Source organism: Terriglobus saanensis SP1PR4 (assembly GCF_000179915.2).
GTDB classification, from domain to species: domain Bacteria; phylum Acidobacteriota; class Terriglobia; order Terriglobales; family Acidobacteriaceae; genus Terriglobus; species Terriglobus saanensis.
In genome coordinates, this window is sequence record NC_014963.1 from 4,742,123 (window position 1) to 4,768,795 (window position 26,673).

Consider the following 26,673-nt stretch of genomic DNA (forward strand, 5'->3'; position numbering starts at 1 on the left):
TCTATTACCCTCTCACAGCCAGGCGGCTGGCGTCATGAGGTGGGTTGCTTCAGCATGGGCACCGGCGTCTGATACGTGTTTTGAAGACTGCCGTCGGAATGACCGAAAAACCTCTCAACAAAAAGCTGCCGATTCTCCAGATCGCGATAATCCAAGGTGAGGATTGAGCCATGGAGGGTCAGGTTAAGAAAGCCGTTCCAGCCCGCATGGGTTCCATCTCCAATGGGATAGTCGGATCTTGGGTCGTAGAACGCGAGTGGGGCCTTCTTGAGGTCCGGATCTCCGGTTTCTACCGGCATGCCACCGTTGCCGAGGCATCGTCCATAGCACTGGACGCTTCCATCGGGAGAAAAGCGATCGTAGATCGCAAGCCGATGCTCGTGTCCCCAGATCCAGACCACGTCCTGGCCTGCAAAGAACTCCTTGAGTTGCTCTGCGGGACGGCGAAATCCCTCTTCCTTCGGAAAGCCGCTGAAGTACTGGTGATGCGAGAGCAACAAGGTCGGCTTCTTGTTTTGCTGCGGCTTCACGTTCGTACGCAGCCAGTCGAGCAGCTCCTCCGGAAGGTGACAATCGGTCTTGAAGAAGGGGAAATTCGGTACAACGTCGGGGATCACACCAAGAACGGGGATGCCGAAGGAGTTGTACCCGGTATCCAGACCGAGGATGCGCCACGCCGCTGTTTCCAGGCAGAAGAAACTCGCCTTCTGGCTTTCGCCCGTTCCTGTGCGGCAGTAGCTCAACATCTCTCCGAAATAAGGAGAGCCGCCACCATACATCTCATGGTTTCCCACCAGGGCGAAGGTGCCTACGGAACCCTTGGGAAAGGACACAGGCGTATACCTGTCCGTCATCTGCCCAAGGAAGTTTTCCTTTACCTCGCGGTCATCTCCCACGTAGTAAACATCGCCGAGGTGCAGGGTGTAATCCGGTTGGAACGCGGACATCTTTTCCGCGACCTGAAATGCCTCATTGGTGCCCGTGCCCCAATCTCCAGCGATGGAGATTTTGATGGCCTCTCCGCCATCGGCGGCGCGCAGGGGATAGATTCCATCCCTTCCATCGCCCGCATAGGTGGGATAGGGCTTGTGTTTGCCGTTCCATATTCCCTTGAGATAGTCCAAAGCATACGGAATGAGAAACAGGCCATGCGTGAGGAAAGAGAAGAGTTTCGGGCGGGGCGTTGAAGATTCCATGCTCGTTTTCATCTGCTGAAAACGGGCCAGCACCCTGCTTCGTCCAAACCCGCGCACATTGCTGAGCTTCGCCGTGGAAAGTGACTTAAAACGTCGAGATCGCGGATTCGGTTCGGGCATTCTTCTTTCAGTTCGGAGATCCAGCGCACTGGATCGGATGCGGGTAAAACACACCAGGGGTTTGAGTTATTCCCGCAACGCGCAGGTAGCTTGATGGATCATACGATCCGCAGGCTGGATTGGCGCATCGTGTCGCACATCATTCTCTGGCCGACGTACCGCGCTTTGGCCTGCAAAGAAAGCCCTTCCTTTCTTATAAGATAGAGGCAGACTCTACGTCGCGCCTCTCTCCAGGTGTAACCGATCGGATTTTTACGTGGCGGAAACCGCACTGATAATTGGCGCCGGACCAGCAGGTCTGACCGCAGCGCTTGAGTTTCAAAAACTGTCCGAGATTAAGCCCGTCGTTCTGGAGGCGAGCCACGAGATCGGCGGGATCTCCCGCACCATCCGCTACAAGGGCAACCGCATGGACATCGGCGGCCACCGCTTTTTCTCCAAGAGCGACCGCGTGATGGAGTGGTGGCTGGAGCAGATGCCGACCGAGGCAGGCGCGGACAACGCTGCCGCCATCAGCTATCAGAACCAGTCGCGTTCGATTGCAGGGATGGGAGACAGCTCCGACAAGACCGCCGAAGAGGATGACCTGGTCATGCTCATTCGGCCCCGCAAGAGCCGCATCTACTTTTTGCGTCGCTTCTTCGACTATCCCATCACGCTCACGAAGGACACGCTCGAAAAGCTGGGCCTTGCGCGCACCGCGAAGGTCGGCATCAGCTACATGGCCTCGCGCATCGCGCAGATCAAGCCGGAAAAAAGCCTGGAAGATTTCCTGATCAATCGCTTCGGACGGCAGCTTTACCTGACCTTCTTCAAGAGCTATACCGAAAAAGTCTGGGGCACACCCTGCGAAGAGATCAGCGCGGAGTGGGGCGCGCAGCGCATCAAGGGCCTTTCGCTGACAACGGCCGTGAAACACTTTTTCAAGAAGGCCTTCACAAAGAAAGAATCCAAAGACCTTTCGCAGAAGGGCACGGACACTTCGCTGATCGAGCGCTTCCTTTATCCGAAGTTCGGCCCCGGCCAGCTCTGGGAGCACGTCGCGGACAAGATCGTCTCGGGTGGCGGCGACATCCACATGGGCTGGAAGGTGGACCGTGTGGTCACCGCAGGCCAGCGCATTCTCTCCGTGGAGGCAATAAATGACGCCGGTGAGACGCAGGCCTTTCCCGCGGATCATTTCTTCTCCACGATGCCCATGCGCGATCTCGTCAATGCCATGGAACGTGGCGGTACGGCGATCCCGCAGAACGTGAAAGAAGTCTCCGAAGGCCTGATCTATCGCGACTTCATCACCATCGGCCTGCTGATCGACAAGCTCTCGGTCACGGAGCCGGATGGCGGCCTGCTGAAGGACACGTGGATCTACATTCAGGAGCCCGATGTTTTGGTTGGCCGTCTACAGATCTTCAACAACTGGAGCCCTTATCTCGTGGAGCCGGGAAAGATCTGGATTGGCCTCGAATACTTCTGCTACGAGACCGATCCCCTGTGGACGATGCCGGATGACGATCTGAAGAAGTTCGGAGCGATGGAGCTGGAGAAAATCGGCATTCTGAAAGCCGATGGCGTTCTGGATGCGCACGTCGTCCGCGTGCCCAAAACGTATCCTGCTTACTTTGGAACCTACGACCGCTTCGAGGAACTGCGCGCCTTTACGGACAGCTTCGAAAATCTCTTCCTTGTTGGCCGCAACGGCATGCACAAGTACAACAACCAGGACCACTCCATGCTGACGGCGATGCAAGCGGTGGAGAATGTGATCGGGGGCGTGACGAGCAAGAAGAATCTCTGGAAGATCAACACGGAGATGGAGTATCACGAGGAAAAGGGCGACGAGCAGGAGATTCCCGATGCCGAAGAAGACTCCATGCGCAGCAAGGTCCTCTAGCCATGCGAAAGTTTCTACTCTTCCTCTTTGTGACCACGGTGCTGCCGGGCGTGCTGCTCTATCACTATCGCAATCGCATCTACCTGTGGGACATGGTGAGCCGCGTTCGCGTAGACGGCACACGCATCACCAGCTTCTATCCCCGTCCTTCCGATGTCATCTCCGCGCGCGTCTATATCAACGCGGCCAACGACATCTACGTGGAACGCAAAGGCTTTTCCCCGGACCGGCTGGTCCTGCAGAAGAGCATGGCCGCACCGGCTGACCCCGGCAAAGAGATCCGCTGCTGGGTGAAGAGCTTCTGCTTTGCTACCGCCGATGCCGTCCCTGTGGCCACGCCACAGTACAACGCGCACGCTGCGATGTCCTCCCGCGTAGTGGAGTGGATGGACGCGGAGCATCACAGTTGGAAGGTGCAGTTGTACTAAGTCGATGAAGCCCTTTAGAAGCTGCTAGCCTTAAATTGAATGAAGAAGAAAGCCCCTAAGCGCGCTGCCGTTTCGACCTCCGTCCCCTCGGGAACAGCGACGATACAGGCGCGTGCTGAAGCTCTATTACAGTGTTGCGGGTGTCACACCTCTCTTTGCTTTGCCGTGGCGGCTGCGGTCTGGGTTCTGGCTCTGTATTGGAAGGCGTTCAAAGCGCCCTTCGTCTATGACGATCTCGAACAGATTCTGAACAACCCTGCTCTCGTCTCCTGGCGTTTGACCATTGCCCGCTTCTTCTTCCTGCCGGTCGCCTTCACCAGCGATTTTCTCGGCGGAGGCGGCTTCACCTACCGTCCTCTCTATTGGGTTACGTTCGAACTCGACCGGCAGCTCTGGGGCATTAATAGTGTGAGTGGATTTCACTTGACCAACCTGCTCCTCCACTGGGTCAACGGCGTCCTTCTCTTTCAGCTTCTGCGACGCGTCAACGTCTCCACCAGGACAGCGGCGATTGCGGCGATCCTGTGGCTGGGCCTTCCCATCAACACGGAGGCCGTCGTGTGGATCAGCGCACGGGCGTACCTGCTGAGCAGCTTCTTTCTTCTGCTCGGCCTGCTCTGCGCGACCTCTTATCTCCGCAGAGAAAAGCACATCACCCTCGTCTGCTACTTCCTGCTTTCCATGGGAGCGATCTTCAGCCACGAAGAAGGCTTCCTGCTTTTTCCGCTGACCCTGCTTCTGATCTACGGAACAAGACGTGGAAGCCGCAAGCTATGGATCAAGCTGGCCAGCGTTGGGCTGACGGCAGATCTCGTCTGCGGCTACGTCAAGTACTGGATCGGTGCGCACGGTGGAGAAGGCTCGCGCTCTCTCTGGTCCGTGGGCACGGTCTTCTGGAAATATCTGGGATGGGTGTTGGCGCCCGTCCACATGAGTGTTGAGCGCTCGACCTCGCTTCCGCCAAATACCTTTTCTATCGCAGCGATTGCAGCGTGGGTGGGGCTGCTCGCTCTCATAGGAACAGCGTTCCTCCTGCGCCGCAAGGCACCCATCGCAGGAACAGGCATCGCATGGGTCTGCATCACGCTGCTTCCGTTCTGCGGCTTCGTCTTCATCTACCAGGGCATGGGCGAGCGCTTTCTTTATCTCGCTTCCATGGGTCTTACGCTCGCACTCGTCTCGCTCACCGAGATCAATCGAAAACAATGGAAGGGAATCGTCCTTGGAGGTTTGTTCCTCTGGACGGCGTGGGGAGTGTGGCGCGTCCGGGCCCGCGTAGCGGACTGGGACAGCCCCGTCTCGCTCTACCAAAGTTCGCTGGAAGCGACGCCTCGGAGTTCGGTGCTTTGGTACAACCTCGGTTTCTCGCTGCGCGAACGAGGCGATCTGGACAAAGCGATTGAGAGCTACCGGGAGGCCGCTCGCCTGCGGCCGAAGTATCAACGGGCCTTCGCCAGCATCGGCGAGATCTACGTGCAGCAGGATAGGCCTGCGGCGGCAATCAAGGAGTACGAGCACGCGCTGCAGCTGCAATCGAGCGACACCAAGACGGTGGTCAACTACGCCGTCGCCCTCGAAGCTGTGGGCAAGAACCAGCTTGCCGAAGAGCAGTTCAAACGCGCGATCCGCCAACTGCCAAATCAGAGTGCGGCGTACATCGATCTGGGCAATCTCTACGTGCAGGAGGACCGCGAAGACGAGGCCATTCAGTGCTTTCAGAAGGCCATCGACAACAATCCCGATGACCCACTCTCCTACTTCGATATGGGTGTTCTATTTCAACGCAAGGGACAAGACGATCTGGCCCTGCCGTTCTATAAAAAAGTCCTTCGCCTGAAGCCAGACGATCCGGAGACGCTTCTCTACATGAGTCAGTTGCACGTACAGCCGGAGAGCAACTGATGCACTAAGGCTTACGAGCTACGATGAGCCGCGGCAAACCCTGCAGGTCCTTGACAGTGTAGACATCGCTCCAGGCCTTCAGATTCGCGCTCAGAGCCTGGCCGGGCTTGCCGATTTCGAGGAAGAGCATGCCACCTGGACGAAGGTGCTTCCATGCCTGCGGAATTAAACGTGTGTAGATCTCGAATCCGTCTTCTCCGCCATAGAGCGCAAGCTCCGGCTCGTGATCGCGCACCTGCGGGTGCAGACTGTCGCGCTCCGACGCCGCGATGTATGGCGGGTTCGAGACAACGTAATCGAAGATACGTTCCCCGAGCGCGGAAAAAAGATCGCTCTCGAAGGTACGCACACGGTCGGAGACGTGATGACGAATCGCGTTCTGTTCCGTGACAGCCAGCGCAGCGGGCGAAAGATCGGCGGCGGTAATGCGCGCCATCTCAAACTCTGCGGCCAGCGTGACGCCAATCGCACCGGAACCCGAACCGATGTCCGCGATCATCACCAGCGCACTCGGATCGATGTAACGCTTTACCTCGTCGATGATGAGTTCGGTTTCGGGGCGTGGGATCAGAACGTCCGGCGTTACGAGAAAGTTGCGCCCATAGAACTCCTGTTGTCCGCGCAGATACTGGATCGGCACAGCGCGGAGACGCTCGCTGACAAGATGTTCAAAGGCCGCACTCTGCCGTGGTGTGAGCATGCGCTCCGGCCACGCCATGATCTGCTCGCGCGAAACCCCAAGTGCGTGCTGCAACAGCAGATGGCTGTCGCGCACGGCCCACTCGCGAATATCTTCGCGCTCGTGCAGCCGTAAGGCACCCTCGCTGAGCGCCTCACGAATCGATTGGGCGACTTCAGGCGGCATTGGCGTCGGCCTTCAGACGCTGTGCGATATCTTCGGCAATCAGGGCATCGACGACGGGCTGCAACTTGCCTTCCATCACATACTCCAGCTGGTGCAGCGTAAGACCGATGCGGTGGTCCGTGAGACGATTCTGCGGAAAGTTGTACGTACGGATCTTCTCCGAACGATCACCGGAGCCTACCTGCGCTTTACGCGCCGTGGCCTGCAGTTGATGCACGCGCTCCATCTCGACTTCATACAAGCGCGAACGCAGAACGCGCATCGCCTTCTCGCGATTCTTGATCTGCGATTTTTCATCCTGGCAGGAGACGACGGTATTCGTCGGCAGATGCGTGATGCGGATCGCGGAATACGTCGTATTCACGCTCTGTCCGCCGGGTCCGGACGAACAGAAGGTATCGATGCGGAGGTCCTTCGCTTCGATCTTCACGTCCACCTCTTCCGCTTCCGGCAGAACAGCTACCGTGATCGCCGAAGTATGCACGCGGCCCTGCGTCTCCGTTGCGGGAACGCGTTGCACGCGATGCACGCCGCTCTCGTACTTGAGCTGCGAGTAAACCTGGTCGCCTTCGAAGATGGCGGTGACTTCCTTCATGCCGCCCACGGCGCCTTCGCGCTCGGAGAGCACTTCCACCTTCCAGCGATGCTGTTCGGCGAAGCGCAGGTACATGCGAAACATCTCTTCGGCAAAGAGCGCGGCTTCATCTCCGCCGGTGCCCGCACGGATTTCCAGAACGACGTTCTTGGAGTCGTTGGGGTCCTTCGGAAGCAGCATGATTTTGAGCTCTTCTTCGATCTCTGTCTTGCGCGGCATGAGGGTAGAAAGCTCTTCTTCCGCCATCTCCTTCATGTCCGGGTCGGCAAGCATGGTGTGGGCATCGGCGATGCCGTTCATCACTTCCTTGAACTCACGAAACTTTTCGATCAAAATCTCTAGATCGCGATGGGCCTTCATTGCCTTCTGGTAACGAGGCTGGTCCTGAACGATCTCAGGCTGGGCGAGCTCGGATTCAAGCTCCTGGTACCGCACTTCCATCTGCTGCAAACGATCAAACATGGCGAAGACTCCTCCCGCATACGTGGTGCGGGGATGCACATTTCAAATTTTTAGAAAAGGAAAAGGGGCGACGGAAGGGCGCAGCTAGTGCAAGCTGTGGATCGAGGCCGGAATGGAGATCGGCGGGAACATCGCGTCTATTGGATGATATCGCGGAGCGCGGCGATGCGGCAGGCGATTTATGCGGAACGCAGGATCCGTCCCGGAAGGGTAAAGATCCCCAGGATCAGCTGCAACACCCCTTCCACGGCAAAACCCACGATCCGGAAGGGCAGCAGGATCAGCCAGATGAGCGGGTAAAGGATCACCAGCGCCACGGCGAGCGGCCAGCAGAGCACGAGCAGGATGAAAAAGAGTAGAAGCTTCATAAATCCCTCGCAAAAGAATACGAAGATCCGGGCTAGTTGGTTCCGACGCCCGCCTCCGCGCGCAGACGGCGCTCCTGGCTACGGTCGTAGGTGCGGCGCGACTTCGTAAAGCGGTCCAGATTGACGGCGGCCCACATCCACAGCGGATGGACCTCCAGCACCATGGCGCGGCCGAGATCCGTCGCGTCATAGTCCACGCGGATAGGAACCTGCGCCGTCACCGTCCGGGTGATCAGGCCATCGCGCTCCAGATGCCGCAGCGTTGCAGTCAGCGACTTCTGACTGACGCCCTCCACACGCTCCAGCACGCGCGAGAAGCGGAGAGGCCCGTGCTGCGCCAGTTCGCTCAGCGCCCAAAGCGACCACTTGTCCGCGACGCGCGAAATCACATCCCGAATCACAGCCTCCTGTTCGTCGCTCATGCTGCTGCACAGACTGATATCTTCCTGCGGAGTAAGGTCTCTTATGCTTTGGATCTTCTCTTTTGTCGCCATTTCAGGATCCTCGCTGATGCCTTGTTACCTCAAGGTACCTGATTGCGTTTGGATACCGCAAGGCGCATATTCATCTTCAAGGACGGTATGCAGCAATGAGTGAACAGAAGATCTGGATTGTGACAGGAAGTTCCCGCGGCCTGGGACGGGCGATTGTGGAAGGCGTAGCCGAGCGCGGCGACATCGTCGTCGCCACGGCGCGGAAGACCGAAGATCTAAAAGAACTGGCCGAGCAGTTCGACGACCGCGTCGTCGCGGCTGCGCTCGACGTGACCAACCCGAAGCAGGCGCAGCGCGTGATCGACGAGACGGTAGCGAAGTTTGGACGCATCGACGTGCTGGTGAACAACGCCGGGTACGCTTCGACGGGAGCCTTTGAGGAACAGACGCCGGAGCAGTTTGCCGCGCAGCTCGATACCAATTTCTGGGGCGTCGTGCACACGACACGCGCCGCCATTCCTGTTCTGCGCAAGCAGGGTCATGGCCAGATCTTTCAGATCAGCTCCATCGGCGGACGTCGCGCCAGCAGTGGTCTCTCCGGCTATCAGACGGCAAAGTTCGCCGTGGAAGGCTTCAGCGAAGTGCTCTACAACGAACTCAAGCCGTTGGGCGTGCGCGTAACGATCGTCGAACCGGGTGGCTTCCGTACGGACTGGTCCGGGGCATCCATGGACTTCGCCCCTCCCATGCCGGAGTACGCCGAAAGCGTCGGCAAGTGGACTGAATTTCGCAAGCAGTACGCGGGCAAGGAGCCCGGCGATCCTGCCAAGGCAGCCGCAGTTCTCTTCGAGCTCTCCCGCGAGAGCGATCCGCCGCTTCGCCTGGTGCTGGGAAAGTTTGCCAAGCAATATGTGAAAGAAGGCTACGACGCCAGCCTCGCAGAGCTGGAAAAGTGGAGCCACCTGACCCTGGCGACCGAGTACGACGAGGTGAAGGAGCACAAACTGCCGTGAGCAAGCCCTGGACGACCAAAGACATCCCTACGCAAAGCGGCAAACGCATCCTGATCACCGGCGCGAACAGCGGCATCGGCTGGAACACAGCGCTCGAACTCGCCCGCGCGGGCGCCGAGGTAACGATTCCATGCCGCACGCAGGCCAAAGCAGACGATGCCGTCGCACGGATCCGTGCCATACTGCCCTCCGCGCACTTGCACACGGCAGTAATGGATGTCTCCAACATGGCCTCGGTGCGCGCATTTGCCGCACAGCAACTGGAAGACAGGCGGCCAATCGATACGTTGATCAACAACGCCGGTGTGATGGGGATGCCCAAGCGCACACTGAGCGTAGACGGCTTCGAGATCCAGTTTGCAACGAACGTGCTGGGTCACTTCCTGCTGACGGGACTTTTGCTGCCAGCGATTCTGCGGGCCTCGGCACCGCGTGTGGTAACAGTCGCTTCTTCAGCCCACGCGATGGGAGGGCCGCTGCAGTTGGACAACCTGAACTCTGACAAGCGCTACAAGCCGTTCGGGACCTACGCCCAGACGAAGCTGGAGAACGTTCTCTTCGCGCGCGAACTCCAGCGCCGAGCTCGGACGCGGCTGCTCTCAACCACCTGCCATCCCGGATACGCTCGAACCAGCCTGCAGTTCTCCGGGCCGGGCTTCGGGATGAAGGTGGCCAGCGTGCTCTTTCTACCTGTTTCGCAGAGCTCCGCGAAGGGCGCGGAGCCGACGCTCTTCGCGGCGACATCACTCGAGGCAAGTCCCGCGGCGTACTACGGTCCGGACGGCATCGGTGGCATGCGCGGCAACGTCAAAGACACGCAGATGGCGAAGTTTGCCTATGACGACGTTGCCGGGAACGCGCTCTTCGAACGGCTGGAAGAACTGACCGGCATACGGTACGCTCTGTAGTCCCTCATAAGCCGAACGCAAAGCGGCCACCCTGCATCAGATGCAGGGTGGCCCTCTTTCTTCAACTCGCAGAACTCGCGGATGTGCTCGCGGCAACCTCCTCGCGCCTGAAAAAGCGCGCGGCCATCGCGGAAGGAATTACTGCGGTCCACGCGCAAAGCCCCGAGGAAGCCGGCCTCTTCGCCCTCTATCTGGCGGGCCAGACCTTCCCCGAAGCCGACCCGCGCAAGCTGAATGCGGGCGGCGCGGTCCTGTCTCGGATCATCGCCAGCATTTCTCATGCGGCAGACACCGCCATGACCGAGGCCTACCGCAGGCACGGCGATCTGGGCGCGGCCACGCACGATCTCTTCCTCGACGCAGGACACAACCCACCACCGACGCTCACCTTCACCGATCTGCATGACGCCTTCGCACAGGCCTCTATCGCCAGAACGACAGTCATCCGACAGATCGTCCTAACCGATCTCCTCACGCGCGCGATACCGGTCGAAGCAAAGTACCTCATCAAGCTGATGCTGGGCGACATGCGCATCGGCGTAAAGCAGTCGCTGGTCGAAGAGGCCATCGCCGTGGCGGCGGAGGCCTCCCTGTCAGACGTCCGCAACGCCGTGATGCTGCAGGCGGATCTCGCCTGCGCGACCGAAATGGCTTTTGCCAAAACTCTGCGCGAGGCGCGCATGCGGCTCTTCCATCCTCTTGGATTCATGCTTGCCTCACCCGTAGAAACGCCCGAAGAAGCAGTGGAGCGCTTCGCAAAGATTCCTGTCGAGTCCGATGCCTCCACACCTCCGCCGACGCACGTCGAGCCGGATCCTCCCAGCGTCTCCGAAGACGCCTACACCGTCACAGCGCAGGAAGAGATCTCGCCTGAAGCCATTCACATTCACGCGCAGATCGAAGACAAGTACGACGGCATGCGCGTGCAGTTGCACTGCGGCGATCCCGCACAGCCGGGACGCGTCGCCCTCTATTCGCGCAATCGCGAAGATGTAACGGAAAGCTACCCAGAAATCGCCGAAGCCTTCGCCCATGCGGAATCGGGCGCGATGATTCTCGACGGCGAACTCCTTGCATGGGACGTGCAGCAGGAACGCGCGCTTCCCTTCGCCGTACTCTCGCCACGCATCGGACGCAAGCGCGTCTCGAACGAAGTGCGCACAGCCACACCGGTGGTCTTCATGGCCTTCGACGTTCTGTATGCGAGCGACTCTCTCTTACTCGACCTCCCGTTGCGCGAACGCCGCAACCGGTTGGAGGCCATCGCGGAGCGTTTGCTAGCGGTCACACACTCTCCGCTAGCGCTTCCCGCAACGGCGGACACAGGCCTCTTCGCCCACGACAACGGCGCAGCACAAACGGGCGTACAGCGCCTGCTGCTCTCGCCGATTTCGCTCGCCTACTCCGCCGAAGACCTCGACCGCGCCTACAACGCGGCGCGCGAGCGCGGGAACGAAGGCGTGATGATAAAAGCCGCCGACTCCATCTATCAGCCGGGACGTCGCGGCATCTCCTGGGTCAAGCTGAAGCGCCAGTTGGGGACGCTGGACGTCGTCATCACCGGAGCAGAGTACGGCCACGGCAAGCGGTCGCAGTTTCTCAGCGACTACACCTTCGCCATCCGCGCGCCGGAAGGCGATCTGCTCAACGTGGGCAAGGCCTACTCCGGCGTCACCGATGCGGAGATCGTGAAACTCACCGCTTGGCTGAAGGACCACACGCTGGAAGACCAGGGCCACTTCCGCACCGTGGAACCAGGCATCGTCCTGGAAGTGGCCTTCAACAACGTGATGCGCTCCAGCCGCCATGCCAGCGGCTTCGCTCTGCGCTTCCCACGCATCCTACGCATCCGTACAGACAAGCCGCTCGAAGAGATTGACACACTGGAGCGCGTGGAAGAGATCTATCAATCGCAGCCCGACAAGCCCGCAGAGGCCTGACTCCGCTATGCCCCCGTCAGATACCAGGGGATATTGATCACAATAATCCTGCCATTACCACGCATCAGAAGCAGCAGCTTCAGCAGTTGCGCACGCTGATTATGCAGCAGCGTCTGCCACCAGAAGTGCACCACCAGCTCCGGAACAAGCACCGCGATCTGCCTGTCGGGATGTTCGCGTTCCACCTTCAGGATGTACTCCACCAGTGGCGAGATCACGAAGCGGTACGGAGAATCCAGAACGACCAACTCAGGCGCAACACGGTCTGTATGCGACACCGGATCCGCGACATACTGCTGCCAGACGGCGCGAATCTGGCACTGGTTCTCTTCCTCGCCCACATGCACTGCCTGCACCTGGTCGGAGAGCTTCATACCAAAGCGCAGGGCCTTCGAGGTAATCCTCGTCCAACCGTCCATCGGCACAATCACGAAGGGCTGCACCAGGTTCGCGGCATTGAGCGGCACTTCACACGTAATCTGCGCCTGTACACCCGCATAGTGGCGCTTGACCGAGTTCATCAGCAGCACGAGCACAGGAATAAGTACCGCAATCATCCACGCGCCTTCGGTGAACTTCGCCACCAGCACCACCAGTAGCGTGATGCCCGTCGCTACGGCGCCGATACCGTTCACGAACATCTTGAAGCCTGTGCCCTTGCCGCCCTGCTTCTTCCAGTGGATCACCATGCCCGCCTGCGACAGCGTGAAGGCAAGAAACGCACCGATGGCGTACAGCGGGATGAGCCTGTCTGTCACTCCATGAAACGCAATCAATAGGAGCGCCGTGAATCCGACCAGCGCATAGATGCCATGCGAGTACAACAGTCTGCGTCCACGAATCTTGAAGACGTGCGGCAGATAGTCGCTCTGCGCGATCGCCCGCGTAAGCCGTGGGAAATCCGCATAGGCAGTGTTCGCGGAGAGAGCCAGCACGGCGAGAATCGAACCGATGCTGATGTAGTAGAACCAGCCTCGTCCCATCACCGCGCCAATCAACTGCGAAAGCACGCTCTGGTAGCCCGCGCCGGACGGATCGGTCGCGCCGATGCCGTACGCACGGCACAGCAGTGCAATGCCAGCCAGCAGAACCATGAGCAGGAGAATGATGATCGTCAGCGTGCGCTTTGCGTTCTTCTGCGTCGGCTCGCGAAACGCATTCACGCCGTTGCTTACAGCCTCGACGCCCGTCATCGCCGTGCATCCGCTGGCGAAGACCTTCAACAGAATCCAGTACGACAACATGGAAACACTCGCAGGCAGAACAGGAGGCGCAACCACCGGAACCGGATGCCCTCCCGTCGCCACGGCGCGAAACAATCCAACACCAATCACTGCCAGCAGCGAGACCAGGAAGAGATACGTCGGAAGCATGAACGTCGCGCCGGTATCGCGCACGCCCCGCATATTCACCAGCGTAAGCAGGGCCAGAATGCCAAGGCAGAGCGCGAGAATATGGGGCTGCAGACTCGGCACAGCAGAGACCAGCGCACCCACGCCCGCGGAGATACCCACCGCCGCGGTCAGAACATAGTCGATCATCAGCGCCGCTGCGGCAAACAAACCGGCACCGTCGCCGAGGTTCTCGCTCGCAACGGTGAAGCTGCCACCGCCGTGTGGATAAGCGTCGATGGTTTGTCGATATGAGAAGAAGACAATCGTCAGCAACGCAAGAATGGCGAAGCTGATGGGGACGATGTAACGAACGCCCATCAGGCCGAGCGGAATCAGAAGCGTCAGTGCAGCCTCTGGACCATATGCCGCCGAACTAAGAGCATCCAGACCGAAGATCGGAATACCTGCAACCGGACCCACGTGCTCAGCCCGCTCCTCTGACGTTGCCAGAGGTTTACCCAATAAAGCGCTGAAGAGTGACAAACGATCCACCATTCCCCTCACATCCTTCGAGAGCATAGGCCGAATCGCGTAAGTAATCCGTTAAAGCCTTACTTTCCTCTGAAGACCAGTTCGACCCCACCCACAAACGCCCGCCCCTGGTTGCGTATGCCCGCGATCTCCTGGTAGCCCGTATTCGCCAGGTTAGTCATCTGCAGATAAGGTCTCCACCAGCTGCGATTGCGCGCAACGGAGAAATCCACCACGGAGAACGGCGTCTGCTGATACCTCTGCGTCACGCCCAGGCGCGCGGTGGTCGAGATCTGCTTCCAACCCCCGCTCCACTCCGCGTTGGCGTTGTTCACGGCCTGATTGAAGACGAAGCGCGACTGAAGCCCCTGCAACGCATCCTGCGCTCCGATGGTCGCCGTGTACGCAAGCCTCACCTGTTGGCCGTGCGCAAGTCCCACCTGCCCGGAGACCTCCACGCCATTGAAGCTGAGGTCACGCAGATTCTGTGCCTGGTACTTGGCGTCTGATGAGGCACGAACATAGTCGATGGCATCGTGCTGCCGCGCGGCAAAACCGGTAACGGAAACGGCAATGCGGTCGCTCGCATACCAATCGACGCCGCCATCGTAGTTCCACGCGCTCTCCGGCTTCAGCGTCGGATTACTGATCGTGGTCGGATCGTTGTAATACAGATCGACAAACGTAGGGATCCGGTAGCCGTAGCCCGCAGAGGCTCGCAGCTTGAACTTCTCGTGCACACGCAGGGCCCCGGCAAACATCGGCGCAGCCACAGTATTTCCGCCACTGAAAACCTCTTCCCGCACGCCAGCGGTCAGCGATCCGCGCGCTCCACGCAGCTCCGCACTCACATAGCCTTCGCCACGATTGCGTCCGTGGTGGCCGAGACTGTTGCTGCCGATCTCATCCGTATTTTCTTCCACGCCATAGAAGATCTGCAGATGCTTGCCCACGTCATCGTGACGCCGCACCGCGCCCTGCCAGCTCTCGTCGATATGCTGGTTCTTGTAGTACGCCGGGTTATCCCGAAAGAGAACGTAGATGTCCGAATGACGGCGATACGCCACCTGCGCCAGCGTCTTCGCACCAAGCGCCTGCGCCAGCGAGCTGAACCACCCCTTCGTCCGCTCATACGACGGATAAGCACCATAGAACTGGTCCGCTCCGAACGCGCGATCGCTTCCGGCAAGAAGAAGGTCTGTATCGCCCAGCGAAGTAGTAACCCGGCTCTCGCTGGAAGCGCTTTCGCTGCGGTAGTCGCGGTCCGCGATGAAGCCCGTCGAAAAGTCCCGCCCTGCGGCCAGCATCTCGCTAGCGCGCCCGCGCACACCGCTTGCCGTAACCGCCTGCTGGTTGATGCCGTAGCTCCCCACGCCCGCGCGGAGACGCAACTCACTGGCCTCCGGTTTCACGGTTCTGACGTCGATGACTCCCGCCAGCGCGTCCGCTCCGTAGAGCGTGGAGCCTGTGCCGTGCAACACATCCAGCGATGCGACAGTCGCCATGGGAACGGGAATATCGAAGTTGAAGTGCGATGTCTCCGCGTCGTTGATGCGCAAGCCATTCAGAAGCACCAGCGTCTGCTCGAAGGTTCCGCCGCGAATGGAGATGTCTTGCTGGACCCCCATCGGTCCGCGCTGCTGCACAAAGACCGAAGCATCTGCCCGTAAAGCAGAGGCCAGTTCAGGAAGGAGCGTGCCCTGCGCGGCAACAGGAAGCGTCTCGACCGACCGCGCATTCTCCCCCTCAGCAACGGGCTCCGCCGCCCCAAGGACCGTAACCGTCTCCTGCACGGAGAGAGGAGCTGCGGGCTGCTGCCCTACCGCAAATGTTGCAAGGCCGAGGCAAAGACCGCCTCCAAACCAAAGCGAAAAATCAAACAGCCGCATAAGTCCAGTGTATCCGGCAGTAGAACGGCATCTACGCGGTGCGCCCCGAAAGCCGAACGGATTTAAGCTCAAAATGGCACGGAAGTCCTCCGAACCTTTTTCACCCTGCTTCGTGACTTTTCCCACCGAGGGGAATCTCATAGGGAGTAACAAGGAGATCTGAACCATGGAATTTCGTCAGCTTGGCCGCTCCGGCCTCAAGGTCCCCGTTCTTTGCTTTGGCACCGGCACCTTCGGCGGTGGCAATGAGTTTTTCAAAGCCTGGGGCAACACAGATGTGGACGAAGCACGCTCCCTGATCGACCTCTGCATGGATGCCGGGGTTAACTTCTTCGATACCGCCGATGTCTACTCGAACGGCCGTAGCGAAGAGATCCTCGGCGCAGCCATCGCGCACCTTCCCCGCGAGAGTGTCCTGCTCTCCACCAAGACCACCTTCCGCTTCGACAACGGAATCAAGGACGACCCCAACTCCGTCGGAAGCTCGCGTTACCACATCACAAAACAGATCGAAGGTTCGCTTCGTCGCCTGAAGACCGACTATATCGACATCTACCATCTGCACGGCTTCGACGCCCTTACGCCGGTCGACGAGACCTTGAATACGCTGGACAAGCTCGTACGCGAGGGCAAAATCCGCTACATCGCCTGCTCCAACTTCTCCGGCTGGCACCTCATGAAGTCGCTCTCGGTCTCCGAACGTTACGGCTGGCAGAAGTACGTAGCACACCAGGTCTACTACTCCCTGATCGGTCGCGACTACGAGTGGGAGCTTATGCCGCTGGCTCTCGATCAGGGCGTGGGCGCGCTCGTCTGGAGCCCACTGGGATGGGGACGTCTTACCGGCAAGCTGCGTCGTGGTCAGCCTCTTCCTGAAGTAAGCCGTCTACATAAGGCCGCCGACGGCGGTCCCGTCGTTGCCGACGAGTATCTCTACAACATCGTCGATGCCCTGGATAAGGTGGGTGCCGAAACCGGAAAATCCGTTCCGCAAGTCGCGCTCAACTGGCTCCTGCAGCGGCCGACAGTCTCCTCGATCATCATCGGCGCACGCAATGAAGAGCAGCTCAAGGCGAATCTAGCCGCAGCCAGTTTCAACCTCACGACCCCGCAGGTAGCCACACTCGATGCCGCAAGCGCGACCCAGCCTGCTTATCCCTATTGGCACCAGCACCAGTTCCAGGAACGGAATCCGCTGCCGGTACCGTCCACGAAATAGGCTTCCGTCCCAAAATAGAACTTTCACCTCAGGAACAGAAGAGTCACTGGACAACAGCCCTGTAAAAATGATCCGATTAACTCCGTCCGGCCAGCATCTCGCCGGGCGGACGGGGCATCGGAATGGGAATGTTGAGAATCAAGAACCCGTCCCGCGGAACAGACGGAGTCGGCACGCCAGAGTGCCCCACATGCAACAGCTTTAATATCTCCAGATCGGAGCGGAAAAGCCTTTTCGAAAAGCGCTTCTACTCCTTCTTTGGATATTTTCCCTGGAAATGCCTCTCCTGTCGGGAACGCTTCCTGATGAAGGATCGCGGCGAATGGCGTCTTCTCCGCTACAGCAGCAAGAAGAGATCCGTCAAAGAATCAGCCAAAGAAAACGTCCAGCAGGAAGCCTGATCGACATCGATCAGTGGCTGTGACTGTGGTCGTGCCCATGATGCGCATGCATCTGGACGACAGAAAGTTCGCCCGGCGAGCAGCAATCGTTCACCGTCTCACAGCGCTCGCGATCCAGTTGGATCGTCGTATGCGCAATGTGGAAGCGATCCCGCACCGCACAATGTAAAGCAGACTGAATCTCTTCCAGACGGTCCATCGTCTGGTCACCTACCGTCACGTGGCTGGCGAGGGCATGCCAGTTCGATCCCAGGCTCCAGACGTGCAGATCATGCACCTCCACCACGCCACCCACGTCCATCATGGCCGTGCGGATCTTGCCGACGTCGATCCCCCGAGGCGTTCCCTCAAGCAGAATATTCAACGTCTCGCGCACAATGCCGAAGGAGCTCCACAAAATCACCGCCGCGATCACCAGCGAGAGGGCAGGATCGATCCACGTCCGTCCGGTATAAAAGATCGCCGCTCCGCCTACGATGACCGCAGCCGTCGAAAGCGTGTCGCCCAGCATATGCAGGAAGGCGCCGCGGATATTAATGTCGTGGCTCGAACGCGAGAGCAGGGCAGCGATCGCCCCGTTCATCAGAACGCCCACCACCGCCACCACCATCATGACCTTCGGCTGCACCGCAACCGGTGTAATCAGACGCTCCACCGCCAGCCATGCAATCCAGACTGAAACCACCATAAGCGAAAGCGCGTTCAGAAAAGCCGCCATCACCCCCGCCCGGCGATATCCAAAGGTCTTCTTCGCCGTTGCAGGCCGCGCCTCAAACCGGACGGCGACAAACGACAACAGAAGCGCCAGAACGTCACTGGCATTGTGGCCCGCCTCGCTCATCAGGGCGAGCGAGTGGGCCCGGAGACCGTAAACCAGCGTTGCAACGACGTACAGCGTCGTAACCACCAGCGAAATCTTGAGGACCCGCTGCATACTCCCGCCCGGACTGGCATGCACGTGCATAGTACAAGTTTAGACCCCTTGTCCAGCCCGGCCTCGCTCCGTCCCGAAATCGGCATAAAATCAACCTGACATGTCTGAACACGAGCACACACCGCTTCCTCCGATCGACCTTTCTCAGCCACCGGCTGAGAACATCGTTCGCGTCATCTTCCAGCCGGAGAACAAATCGGTCGAGTTTCCTTTTGGCAGCCTGCCCTACGACGGCCACGGCAAACCCATGAGCCTGCTTGACGTAGCGGAAAACTACGGTGTCTTTCTGGACCATGCCTGCGGCGGCGTCTGCGCCTGCACCACCTGCCACGTCTACGTAAAGCAGGGCGAAACTGGCCTCTCCGAACCGGAAGACGACGAACTCGACCGCATCGACCTCGCCGCCGGACCGCAGACCAACTCGCGCCTCGGCTGCCAGGCCGTCATTCTGAAACCCGGCACCTACCTCGTAGAAATCCCGGAATGGAACCGGAACTACGTGCAGGAAGGCAAGCCCGCCACCATCAAGAAGTAGCTTCAGGAGAACGACCTATGCCCCTTGAATTCGATTGGACCGACTCTGAGGAGATCGGTATTCAGCTGGAAGAAAAGTACCCCGGCGAAGACCCTCTCGCCATCCGCTTCACCGATCTGCGTCAGCGCGTGCTCGACCTGCCCGGCTTCATCGGCGACCCCGCAAAGTCGAATGAGGGCATCCTCGAAGCCATCCAGATGGCCTGGCACGAAGAGTACGAAGACGCAAAGTAGCCCAAAACAACCACGAACGGCCTCTCAAGCGAGAGGCCGTTCCAGTTTGTAGAACGGGTGCAGAATGTTGAGCTTTCCCCACGGCTCCACGTGGGTGTAGACAAACCCTAAGCGCTCAATCAGCGCTTTTGAGTGGACATTTTCAGGGCCGTGGCCCGCCACCAACTTCCGCGCACCCGCCTTCTGAAAGCCGTACTCGATGACCGCCCGCGCCGCCTCCTCACCGTAGCGCCCACTCCAGAACGAGCGAGCCAGATGGACGCCCACCTCCAGCACATCTTCGCGATCATGGTAAGGCCGCAGTCCAGCGCAGCCCGCGTGGGTGCCGGTCTCGAGCTCAAAGATGGGCCAATACTGAACGCCGAAAGTCCGTTGCCGCTCCATTTCAACCTGTAGCCGTGCAGCAATCGACTCCACGGAACTGGGTCCACCCATATGCCGCATGACCTCCGGATCGGTCCAGAGCGCAACGGCCAGAGGCATGTCCTCCGCAGTCCAGGTGCGAAAACCCAGCCGCTTCGTCGTCAGGAAGTACTCCATGAGGCGCTCCTACGTAGTCTTGGCAGAGCGCCTGCGCAGGACCTCTTGCGGCAGGCGCGATCCAGTCACCCGCAGCATACCGTAGACCACACCCGCCCAGACGACGCTCGCAGTAGCCAACGTGATCAGGTTCCCCAACCGGCCATGCATCGCTGGCAGGACCCGCAGAAAGCCCATCAGTGCAAACCACGACACCACGGACGCCAGCAGAGAGCGGCCAAGCTCACCCCACTCCAATTCCGCCAGGCTCACCAGCCGTTTGCGATGCAGCAGAATCGCGAGCACGGACACCTGCAGCGTGATGCCGAAGTTCGAGGCCCACATCAGCCCGGTCATCCCGCCAAAGTGAAAGAGGAGAGCATAAACCGGGATCGACCCCACCGTGATCGCAGTTCCAGCAATCGCGGGCGTCAGGGTATTTCCTGCTGCGTAAAACGCGCGCCCGTAGATCGCCTGCGCCGCCCACAGGGCGAGGGAAAACGTAAAGATGGTGAAATACTGCGCCGTGGTTGCTGTGTCCTGTGGCGTATACCTTCCTCCACCCACGAGGAGAGCCACAAGAGGCGTTGCGAGCACCACCATCCAGGAGGTAGCCAGGAGGGAAATCGCGGCCACGCGGGTGACAGCGCGGTCTACAGATGCAGAGAACTCAGGGATTTTCTTCTGTGCGAAGAGGGAGGCAAAGAAGGGCAGTGAAGCCGCTCCCGCTGCCTGTCCAAGAATCATCAAAGGCGACTGAAAGACGGTCTTCGCCATGTTGATGTGTGTGATTTCCACGATCGAGCTGAAATAGGTGAGAATCCACTTGTCCGCGATGACAAGCGAGACACCGATCATCAGCGGCAACGAAATCCTCAACCACTCCAGGAAGAGTGGATGGCGCAGATTCAGCACAGGCTTGTACCGCATGCCGGAGCGGTACGCACCAATCGCCGTGAGTAGAAACGGCCCGGCAAACGCACCGCCCACCACACCGTACGCCAGCGAATAGATACCTGCCGAATGTGAAAACAGGACACCGCCAGCGATGACACCGATTCCGTAAATGAGCGGCGTAATAGCTTGGTAAACAAAGATCTTCCGTACTAGCAGCCGGGAACCGAGAACTCCACCAGCAAAGAGAAAGAACGGCTGCAGAAGAATGATGCGCGTCAGCGAGGTGCAGAGCGCAAGTTGATCCGGAGCGAACATCGGAAACTTATAGCGCGTGTAGATAGGAGCAAAGATCTCCGCAAGAACGATTGCAACTCCAAGCACCACGGACATGGCATTCAGAATGACGGACATCGCAAGGTTCTCGCGCTCGTCGTCTCCTTCCGCACGAATCCGCGAGAGCATGCTGACCAGCGTGATCGAGATCGACCCGCCAACGATCAGGTAGCCCAGCATATCCGGCATCTCGAAGGCGGCCTGATAGGCGCCCATTGCCGGAGTCGCACCAAAAACATGCGCGATGTACTTCGTCCGCACCAATCCTACGAGCGCGCTCAACAGCGTCGCCCCACCCAGCAGCACCGCAGCCGACCGCGCCGTATGCACCCGCGAGGGAAGCAACATCTGCTTCCATTCACTGCCTGTTTTCTCCGGAACCGCCTCTACCCCTGCATCATCCATCTCAGGTAAGGATATCGTCCCCTCGACCTGTGCCCCATTCTTTCGCGGCTTCTTGCGAAAGGGTGGGGTCGCGCAGAGCGCACAAACCTGATCCATCGGGAAACCAAGATTGAGTGCCCCATGTCCCGCTTCTGGGACATGGGTATACGCAAAGCTCATCGTTCGCTCGAAGAGCGACCCTGACGGCGAAAGAAAAAGCAGGCTGGTGTCAGACTCCAAGTGCAATATTTCTGAAGAGGGAGTGTTGTGTATGGGGATTTGTTATGGTCAGCTGGATGATTTTGAACGTGTTGTGATTCAGAGTCAGCTGCAGATGGGTTGGAGACCAGCGGCGATCGCCGCCGGTCTGCAGCGTTCGCGATCGACGGTGACGCGGGAGCTGCGCCGCAACGGCTGGAAGCGGTCTTGCGAGAGCAGTGCGCAGAGCCGTCGCTGGGGCAACGGCGGCTACGTGGCGCGGCGTGCCGGCCAGCGGGCGCGGCAGGCTCATCGCAAGCCCCGCGTGGAGCGGAAGCTGGTGCCGGGCACTCCGTTATGGACCGAAGTTCGCCGGTATCTTCACCAGCGCTTGAGTCCGTTCCAGATCGCGTCCACACTGTCACGTATGCCCGAGCCTGTGCGCATCTCGCACGAGACCATCTACACCGCGCTGTACGCCATGCCGCGCGGCGAGCTGCGCACGGAGCTGCTGCGCCTTCTGCGACGCAAGCGTCCCCAGCGCGGCACACGCGATCCCAACCGCCACCAGCGGCCCTTCGTGGACGGCATGACCCTGATCGACGAGCGGCCCACCGAGGTGGACGAGCGTCTCGTTCCCGGCCACTGGGAGGGCGACCTCATCAAGGGCAGGATGAACCGCTCCCGCGTCGGCACCCTGGTCGAGCGCACCACGCTCTTCCTCGCCCTGGTCAAGCTCGAGGACGGTCGCGCCGAGACCACCGCCAACGCCTTCGCCACCATCCTCAACCGCTTCCAGAGCCCCATGCGCCTCACCCTCACCTACGACCAGGGAAGGGAGATGGCCCAGCACCGCACCCTCACAGAGAAGTCTGGCGTCAAGGTCTACTTCGCCCATCCCCACAGCCCATGGGAAAGAGGCATCAACGAAAACACCAACGGCCTGGTCCGTGAATACCTCCCCAAGGGACAGGACCTCAGCGTTTACTCCCAGCAGCAACTCGACGAAATCGCCATGCAGCTCAACGCAAGAATCAGAAAATCCCTCGGAAACAAAGCCCCAGCTGAACTCTTCCTCCCAAAAGGAGACTTCGACTTCGTACACTTCTGGCAAAACCCAGATAAAGTAAAAAATGTTGCACTTGAATCCTGAATCCACCCAGATCCCTTCGTTTCACTGTGGGATGACAAAAAAAGGAGTGAACCCAAAATGCTAAACTCCGCCCATGCTCCGGCAAATCTTTCCTTTCCTCGCAGGCTCCGCGTGCTGTGCCCTCGCGCTGTCCGTCTCAGCACAGGACGTCGCCCTCCAGAGCACGATCCAGAACATGCTCGCCACGCCCGCCGTCTCGCGCGCGCACTGGGGAGTCCATGTCACCCAGCTCGACGGCACGCCACTGGTCACCATCAACGAAGGCCAGTTCTTCCAACCCGCCAGCAATAACAAGCTCGCCACCACCGCAGCCGCCATGGCGCTGCTACCTATCGACCAGCGCCTCACCACCACCGTCACCGGCGTCAACCAGAACGGAACCGTCCACGGCGACCTCACCCTCCACGGCGCAGGCGATGCAAACCTCTCCGGCCGCGCCATGCCTTACGTAAGCCCAGCCCTGCGTCCTCCCGGCCCCGCTGAGCCAGTGGACGAACTCCGCTACCTCAACGAACTTGCAGACCAGCTCAAGGCCACCGGCATCACGCATGTCGACGGAGATATCGTCGGCGATGACACCCTCATGCCCTGGGACCCGTACCCGCAGGACTGGTCGATCGACGACGCACTTTGGTACTACGGCGCTCCGATCAATGCGCTGATGATCGGGGACAATGCCTTCAACCTCAAGATCGCCCCAGGAGCGAAAGAGGGCGCGCCTGCCGTCATCACCCTGGATCCCGCCCTGCCCTTTTACTCCATCGAAAACCAGATCGTCACCGTCGCCAAAGGCGCGGAGACGCACACAGACATCCAGCGCAGCGTGATGGTTACTGGCGGATCGCGCGTGCTACGCCTCTACGGGACGATTGCACTCGAAGCGAAGCCGCAGAGCGAAGACCTCGCCATCGAAGACCCCGCTGAGTACGCCGCCCGCGCTCTGAAAGCAGCCCTGGAACAGCGTGGCATCACCATCACGGGAGCCGCCCGCGCCAAGCACCGCGTCGAACCCGTCTTCGGCTTCCACCGCGAAGCTACCGAACCGCTCAACCTCGACACCGCCACGGCGAAGATGCCCGCCCTGCCCGCGAATGTTCTGGCGAAGCACATTGGCGCCCCGCTCTATGACGACGTCGTCTGGACCAACAAGATCTCGCAGAACCAGCACGCGGAGATGTTCCTCCGTCTGCTCGGCCTTACGCTGGCCAAAGACGGCTCCGACGCGCAGGGCGTCCGTGTCGTTCGCTCCTTCCTGTCCACGCGCGCAGGAGTCGACCCGGAAGACTTCGTCTTCCTCGACGGCAGCGGCCTGAGCGGACACGACCTCGTGACCCCCCGCGCCCTCACGCAACTCCTCCGCTACGCCACGACCCAGCCCTGGGGAGCGCGCTGGAAGGCCTCGCTCCCGGTCGGTGGCGAAGACGGCGGTTTGCGCGCCCGCTTCCCTAACTCACCATTGAAAGACCACATCTTCGCCAAGACCGGAACGCTCGGCGAAGTCCACGCGCTGAGCGGCTACCTGGAATGCGCCAGCGGCCAGACGGTCGTCTTCAGCATCATCTCCAACTCCCATACGCCGCGCAGCAGCGGGGATATGCAGGTGATGGATAAGGTGATCGCCGCGATTGCGGCGGCGGAGTAACGGATCTCCACTGGTAAAATGAAGACATGGCCATGGATAAGACAATCCGGCGAGCGGGAAGCTTCGAAGAGCAGAAAGCAGAAGAATACCGCTACTGGCAGAGCCGTTCCATTAGCGAGCTGACGAGCGCCACGTGGCAACTTAGCTTCGAACAATATAGATCACAGGGGCTGGCCCACGATGGACAAAGACTTCAAAGAACTCTTGTCTCTCTTGAACGAAGAGTACGTTAGATACCTCGTCGTGGGTGGATACGCCGTCAACGTCTATTCCCAACCACGGGCGACGAAAGACCTTGATATTCTGATCAGCAACGATCGCGAGAACGCCGAGAAGACGTATCGCGCCTTGATACGCTTCGGCGCTCCGCTCGCGGAAATACAAGTCTCCGACTTTGAAGATCCGGACATCGTCTATCACATGGGTCAACCGCCTCTCCGGGTTGATATTTTGAAGGCGATAGATGGGGTTCTGTTCGAACAGGCATGGGAATCTCGCGTTCCATGCGAGATTGATGGCGAGTTGACTGCTTTTTATATCGGGAGCGACGCCCTCATCCAAAACAAGCTTGCCTCCGGTCGCCTGCGAGACCTTGCGGACGTTGAGGCAATACGTGCCGCACGAAAAGCTCGCGCGTAATGAGAAAATCGAAGTTGTGAAGCTTACCGCCCCATTGATCGCATTTGCCCTGATCCTCACGGGCTGCAAGTCCACACCTCCGCCCAAACCGCTCAGCGAACTCACGCCGACAGAAAGAAGCGGCCGCGCGGTCTACTCCGCGCGCTGCGGAGCCTGCCATAACGATCGCGTCGACAAGCCGCTCAACGGGCCCTCGCTCCTTGGCCTCTACAAAAAGCCTTATCTTCCCAGTGGAGCCCCGGCCAACGACGACCGCATCACCAACACCATCCAGCACGGACGCAACAACATGCCTGCGCTCGGCGATACGATCTCCGCGGAAGAGACCAGCGACCTGCTGGCGTACCTTAAAACCCTGTGAACCTTTATGAGCGATAAAAAGTTAGTCCCCGGGCCGAAGATGCTGCCCGGCATGGCCATGATTGCCATCTTCATGCTGGTGATCTCCATCGGCAACGCCTTCTCCGCAGCGCGCAACACGCAGGCGCGACCCAGCGCCCGCTACGCCATCCTCGCGCTCTGCTCGCTGATCGTGGTCGGCGTCTTCGGCTTCCTGCGTCTCCGCCGCTGGGGTTGGGCGCTGCTGGCGGGCGGGGCGTTCTTCTACTCGCTGGGCAATGTGGTGCTGTTTCTTCAGATGCGCCCGCGCCAAGTCGGCTATCTGCTGCCGGCGGCGTTTACGCTGGTTTTCTTCCTCTACCTCATCCGTGACGAGGTCCGGGACCGCGTCCACTAGCCCCCGCCTCCCCTCCGGCGTAGACTTGGAACTGCATGGCAAGTCCGGTCCTCGACCTCATCCAGATCGATCTTTCGCCGCAGAAACCCGCCGCCAAGCCCCAGTGGCTGAAGGCGCGTGCACCCATGGGCGAGGTCTACCACTCGCTTAAGAAGCTCACCCGCGAGCTTGGCCTGCACACCGTCTGCGAGAGCGCCCATTGCCCCAACATCGGCGAGTGCTGGAACCAGAAGACCGCCACCTTCATGATGTTGGGCAACATGTGCACGCGGCGCTGCGGTTTCTGCGCCGTCCCCAGCGGCAAACCCGATCCCATCGACTATGACGAGCCCCGCCGCGTAGCCTACGCCGTCGCGCAGCTCGGCCTGCAGCACGCCGTCATTACCAGCGTCAACCGCGATGACGACAACACCGGAGCCGCCCGCGCCTTCGTCGAAGTCATCGAAGAAATTCGCAAACAGGCCCCTGGTTGCCAGATCGAAGTCCTCACGCCGGACTTTCAGGGAACGGAAGAGGCAATCCGCCTCGTCGTTGCCGCGAAGCCAGAGATTCTGAACCACAATATCGAGACCGTTCCGCGCCTCTATCGCGTCGCGAAATCCGGCGGCCGCTACGAGCGCTCGCTCGGCTACCTCCGCCTAGCGAAGGAGCTCAATCCGAACCAGATCACCAAGACCGGCATCATCGTAGGCATGGGCGAAGAGACGCACGAGTTGCTGGACGTCTTCCGCGACCTCGCCGCAATCAAGGTCGACATTCTCACCGTCGGCCAGTACCTCCGCCCCAGCAAAGACCACATCCCGATGAAACGCTACTACACGCCGGAAGAGTTCGCCTTCCTGAAGGAAGAAGCGCTGGCGATGGGCTTCCGCCATGTGGAGAGCGGACCTCTGGTGCGCTCCAGCTACCACGCGCACGAGCAGGCGCAGAGCACCGGCCTTGTCTGATCTCAAGGAAGACAAGAGAACTCAAAG

At 59.8% G+C, this 26,673-nt stretch carries 25 protein-coding genes; 15 read left to right on the plus strand and 10 right to left on the minus strand.

The genetic code is table 11. The annotated features are described in order from the left end of the window. Positions 1–32 precede the first annotated feature (32 nt). Positions 33–1,196: a metallophosphoesterase family protein gene (locus tag ACIPR4_RS19730; RefSeq protein ID WP_187290215.1), complete on the minus strand. Its 1,164-nt coding sequence runs from the start codon at positions 1,194–1,196 to the stop codon at positions 33–35. A 376-nt stretch (positions 1,197–1,572) separates the two neighbouring features. On the opposite strand from ACIPR4_RS19730, the gene ACIPR4_RS19735 reads away from it, so the two are divergent. Genes ACIPR4_RS19735 through ACIPR4_RS19745 form a run of 3 tightly spaced genes read left to right on the plus strand, consistent with a single transcriptional unit; the run spans position 1,573 to position 5,537 of the window. Continuing rightward, positions 1,573–3,207, plus strand: a complete 1,635-nt coding sequence (locus ACIPR4_RS19735) for an NAD(P)/FAD-dependent oxidoreductase (RefSeq protein WP_013570433.1) — start codon at positions 1,573–1,575, stop codon at positions 3,205–3,207. A 2-nt stretch (positions 3,208–3,209) separates the two neighbouring features. Continuing rightward, positions 3,210–3,635, plus strand: a complete 426-nt coding sequence (locus ACIPR4_RS19740) for a hypothetical protein (RefSeq protein WP_013570434.1) — start codon at positions 3,210–3,212, stop codon at positions 3,633–3,635. Positions 3,636–3,674: 39 nt separating this feature from the next. After that, positions 3,675–5,537 carry a tetratricopeptide repeat protein gene (locus ACIPR4_RS19745; protein WP_013570435.1) on the plus strand — a complete coding sequence of 621 codons (1,863 nt, stop codon included), beginning with the start codon at positions 3,675–3,677 and terminating at the stop codon, positions 5,535–5,537. Between the two features lie 4 nt (positions 5,538–5,541). On the opposite strand, the gene prmC is transcribed toward ACIPR4_RS19745, so the two are convergent. The 4 genes from prmC to ACIPR4_RS19765 all read right to left on the minus strand — a co-directional run bounded on the left by prmC (position 5,542) and on the right by ACIPR4_RS19765 (position 8,321). Then, on the minus strand, positions 5,542–6,402 hold the full coding sequence (gene prmC / locus ACIPR4_RS19750) for a peptide chain release factor N(5)-glutamine methyltransferase (RefSeq protein WP_013570436.1): 861 nt from the start codon (positions 6,400–6,402) through the stop codon (positions 5,542–5,544). Then, the gene (prfA, locus tag ACIPR4_RS19755; RefSeq protein ID WP_013570437.1) at positions 6,392–7,459 is read right to left on the minus strand and encodes a peptide chain release factor 1; all 1,068 of its coding nucleotides are present in this window, start codon (positions 7,457–7,459) and stop codon (positions 6,392–6,394) included. The genes prmC and prfA overlap by 11 nt, the downstream gene beginning before the upstream one ends. Before the next feature lie 179 nt (positions 7,460–7,638). Then, positions 7,639–7,827, minus strand: coding sequence for a hypothetical protein (locus ACIPR4_RS19760; protein ID WP_013570438.1), 189 nt, complete (start codon positions 7,825–7,827; stop codon positions 7,639–7,641). Positions 7,828–7,859: 32 nt separating this feature from the next. Then, positions 7,860–8,321 (minus strand): winged helix-turn-helix transcriptional regulator, encoded by a 462-nt coding sequence (locus ACIPR4_RS19765; RefSeq protein ID WP_013570439.1) that lies wholly within the window; start codon positions 8,319–8,321, stop codon positions 7,860–7,862. 95 nt (positions 8,322–8,416) lie between these two features. On the opposite strand from ACIPR4_RS19765, the gene ACIPR4_RS19770 reads away from it, so the two are divergent. The 3 genes from ACIPR4_RS19770 to ACIPR4_RS19780 are packed head-to-tail and all read left to right on the plus strand — an operon-like array spanning position 8,417 to position 12,122. Beyond that, positions 8,417–9,274: an oxidoreductase gene (locus tag ACIPR4_RS19770; RefSeq protein WP_013570440.1), complete on the plus strand. Its 858-nt coding sequence runs from the start codon at positions 8,417–8,419 to the stop codon at positions 9,272–9,274. Further along, on the plus strand, positions 9,271–10,182 hold the full coding sequence (locus ACIPR4_RS19775; protein ID WP_013570441.1) for an oxidoreductase: 912 nt from the start codon (positions 9,271–9,273) through the stop codon (positions 10,180–10,182). The genes ACIPR4_RS19770 and ACIPR4_RS19775 overlap by 4 nt, the downstream gene beginning before the upstream one ends. Before the next feature lie 47 nt (positions 10,183–10,229). After that, positions 10,230–12,122 carry an ATP-dependent DNA ligase gene (locus tag ACIPR4_RS19780; protein WP_013570442.1) on the plus strand — a complete coding sequence of 631 codons (1,893 nt, stop codon included), beginning with the start codon at positions 10,230–10,232 and terminating at the stop codon, positions 12,120–12,122. 5 nt (positions 12,123–12,127) lie between these two features. On the opposite strand, the gene ACIPR4_RS19785 is transcribed toward ACIPR4_RS19780, so the two are convergent. Both ACIPR4_RS19785 and ACIPR4_RS19790 read right to left on the minus strand, forming a co-directional pair. Next, positions 12,128–14,011, minus strand: a complete 1,884-nt coding sequence (locus ACIPR4_RS19785) for an APC family permease (protein ID WP_013570443.1) — start codon at positions 14,009–14,011, stop codon at positions 12,128–12,130. Between the two features lie 56 nt (positions 14,012–14,067). Continuing rightward, positions 14,068–15,876 carry a TonB-dependent receptor plug domain-containing protein gene (locus tag ACIPR4_RS19790; RefSeq protein WP_041587016.1) on the minus strand — a complete coding sequence of 603 codons (1,809 nt, stop codon included), beginning with the start codon at positions 15,874–15,876 and terminating at the stop codon, positions 14,068–14,070. Positions 15,877–16,042: 166 nt separating this feature from the next. Here ACIPR4_RS19790 and ACIPR4_RS19795 point away from each other — a divergent pair, with 166 nt between their 5' ends. After that, positions 16,043–17,095, plus strand: coding sequence for an aldo/keto reductase (locus ACIPR4_RS19795; protein ID WP_013570445.1), 1,053 nt, complete (start codon positions 16,043–16,045; stop codon positions 17,093–17,095). A 411-nt stretch (positions 17,096–17,506) separates the two neighbouring features. Here ACIPR4_RS19795 and ACIPR4_RS19805 read toward each other — a convergent pair whose 3' ends face one another. Beyond that, entirely contained in the window at positions 17,507–18,430 is a 924-nt protein-coding gene (locus ACIPR4_RS19805) for a cation diffusion facilitator family transporter (protein ID WP_013570447.1), read from the minus strand. Positions 18,431–18,530: 100 nt separating this feature from the next. Between ACIPR4_RS19805 and ACIPR4_RS19810 the strand changes: the two genes are divergently transcribed. Beyond that, a complete protein-coding gene (locus ACIPR4_RS19810; protein ID WP_013570448.1) occupies positions 18,531–18,965 on the plus strand; it encodes a 2Fe-2S iron-sulfur cluster-binding protein in 435 nt (144 codons plus the stop codon). A 17-nt stretch (positions 18,966–18,982) separates the two neighbouring features. Further along, positions 18,983–19,198 (plus strand): Fe-S cluster assembly protein IscX, encoded by a 216-nt coding sequence (gene iscX, locus ACIPR4_RS19815; RefSeq protein WP_013570449.1) that lies wholly within the window; start codon positions 18,983–18,985, stop codon positions 19,196–19,198. Positions 19,199–19,222: 24 nt separating this feature from the next. On the opposite strand, the gene ACIPR4_RS19820 is transcribed toward iscX, so the two are convergent. Next, positions 19,223–19,738: a GNAT family N-acetyltransferase gene (locus ACIPR4_RS19820; RefSeq protein ID WP_013570450.1), complete on the minus strand. Its 516-nt coding sequence runs from the start codon at positions 19,736–19,738 to the stop codon at positions 19,223–19,225. A 9-nt stretch (positions 19,739–19,747) separates the two neighbouring features. After that, positions 19,748–21,571, minus strand: a complete 1,824-nt coding sequence (gene murJ / locus ACIPR4_RS19825; protein ID WP_144312497.1) for a murein biosynthesis integral membrane protein MurJ — start codon at positions 21,569–21,571, stop codon at positions 19,748–19,750. Positions 21,572–21,602: 31 nt separating this feature from the next. Here murJ and ACIPR4_RS19830 point away from each other — a divergent pair, with 31 nt between their 5' ends. The 6 genes from ACIPR4_RS19830 (at position 21,603) to lipA (ending at position 26,646) form a co-directional block, all read left to right on the plus strand. Continuing rightward, entirely contained in the window at positions 21,603–22,682 is a 1,080-nt protein-coding gene (locus tag ACIPR4_RS19830) for an IS30 family transposase (RefSeq protein WP_013570452.1), read from the plus strand. 73 nt (positions 22,683–22,755) lie between these two features. Beyond that, the gene (gene dacB, locus ACIPR4_RS19835; RefSeq protein WP_013570453.1) at positions 22,756–24,324 is read left to right on the plus strand and encodes a D-alanyl-D-alanine carboxypeptidase/D-alanyl-D-alanine endopeptidase; all 1,569 of its coding nucleotides are present in this window, start codon (positions 22,756–22,758) and stop codon (positions 24,322–24,324) included. Between the two features lie 204 nt (positions 24,325–24,528). After that, entirely contained in the window at positions 24,529–24,963 is a 435-nt protein-coding gene (locus tag ACIPR4_RS19840) for a hypothetical protein (RefSeq protein ID WP_245536393.1), read from the plus strand. Positions 24,964–24,979: 16 nt separating this feature from the next. After that, positions 24,980–25,324, plus strand: coding sequence for a c-type cytochrome (locus tag ACIPR4_RS19845; RefSeq protein WP_245536394.1), 345 nt, complete (start codon positions 24,980–24,982; stop codon positions 25,322–25,324). 6 nt (positions 25,325–25,330) lie between these two features. Next, positions 25,331–25,699: a hypothetical protein gene (locus tag ACIPR4_RS19850; RefSeq protein WP_013570456.1), complete on the plus strand. Its 369-nt coding sequence runs from the start codon at positions 25,331–25,333 to the stop codon at positions 25,697–25,699. Positions 25,700–25,734: 35 nt separating this feature from the next. Continuing rightward, positions 25,735–26,646 carry a lipoyl synthase gene (gene lipA, locus ACIPR4_RS19855; protein ID WP_013570457.1) on the plus strand — a complete coding sequence of 304 codons (912 nt, stop codon included), beginning with the start codon at positions 25,735–25,737 and terminating at the stop codon, positions 26,644–26,646. The last annotated feature ends 27 nt before the right edge of the window (positions 26,647–26,673 follow it).